The following is a 1,232-nucleotide window of genomic DNA, read 5'->3' as shown; positions in this document are numbered from 1 at the left end:
AAACGAATTTCATAATTTTGCACTCAATTAATTTTAGTTAAATATTTCCTATAGATAAACCGCATGAATTTTCAACTAACTGAAGAACACTTGGCAGTACAGGCTGCCGCCCGCGACTTTGCACAGACAGAGCTGTTGCCAGGTGTAATAGAACGCGACGAGCACCAGAAATTCCCTGCTGAGCAAATCAAGAAGATGGGGGAGCTTGGCTTTATGGGTATGATGGTAGATCCTAAGTATGGCGGAGGCGGCATGGATACCATCTCTTACGTGCTGGCTATGGAGGAAATCTCCAAGGTAGATGCTTCCGCTTCTGTAGTGATGTCGGTAAATAACTCGCTTGTTTGCTGGGGGCTTGAGCATTACGGTTCAGAAGAGCAAAAGCAGAAATACCTGACTAAACTTGCAACCGGCGAGATAATAGGTGCTTTCTGCTTATCTGAGCCAGAGGCTGGTTCTGATGCTACCTCGCAACGCACCACCGCTGAAGACAAAGGCGATTACTACCTGCTGAACGGCACTAAGAACTGGATCACAAACGGCAGCACGGCATCCGTTTACCTGGTTATTGCTCAAACTGATGTAGAGAAAGGTCACCGCGGCATTAATGCGCTTATTGTAGAGCGTGGCATGGAAGGTTTTGAGATTGGTCTGAAAGAGAACAAACTAGGTATTCGTGGTTCTGATACGCACTCACTGATGTTCACAGATGTGAAGGTGCCAAAAGAAAACAGAATCGGTGAAGATGGCTTCGGTTTTAAGTTTGCCATGCAGACGCTGGCCGGTGGCCGTATCGGTATCGCTTCCCAAGCCTTAGGTATTGCGTCAGGCGCTTTGGAGCTTGCCCTTAAGTATTCTAAAGAGCGTAAGGCATTTGGAGTAGAGATTGCAAAGCACCAGGCTATCCAGTTTAAACTGGCTGATATGGCTACTAACATCGAGGCTGCTCGCATGCTTTGCCTACAGGCTGCCTACCACAAAGACCAGCACATGGACTACAGCAAATCCGGTGCGATGGCTAAGCTTTATGCTTCTAAAGTAGCCATGGAAACAACCGTAGAGGCAGTGCAGGTTCATGGTGGATATGGATTCGTGAAAGAGTACCATGTAGAGCGTTTAATGCGTGATGCCAAGATTACACAAATTTATGAGGGCACCTCAGAGATACAGAAAATAGTAATTTCAAGAGAATTGCTTAAGTAAAAATACGGCTTAACTTGTTGTAAATGTGG

At 46.0% G+C, this 1,232-nt stretch carries 1 protein-coding gene; it reads left to right on the top strand.

What is annotated here, in order from left to right; translation table 11 throughout:
• Positions 1 to 63 precede the first annotated feature (63 nt).
• Positions 64 to 1,203, top strand: a complete 1,140-nt coding sequence (locus ACFQ2O_RS21705; RefSeq protein WP_377533013.1) for an acyl-CoA dehydrogenase — start codon at positions 64 to 66, stop codon at positions 1,201 to 1,203.
• The last annotated feature ends 29 nt before the right edge of the window (positions 1,204 to 1,232 follow it).

The sequence above is a fragment of the Pontibacter rugosus genome (assembly GCF_042678745.1).
GTDB classification, from domain to species: Bacteria; Bacteroidota; Bacteroidia; order Cytophagales; family Hymenobacteraceae; genus Pontibacter; species Pontibacter rugosus.
This window is presented reverse-complemented; position numbering and strand designations above follow the sequence as displayed.

What these genes read in the sequence shown, in the direction of transcription:
- ACFQ2O_RS21705 (WP_377533013.1), top strand. Translation starts at nt 64, where the DNA reads ATGAATTTTCAACTAACTGAAGAACACTTGGCAGTACAGGCTGCCGCC.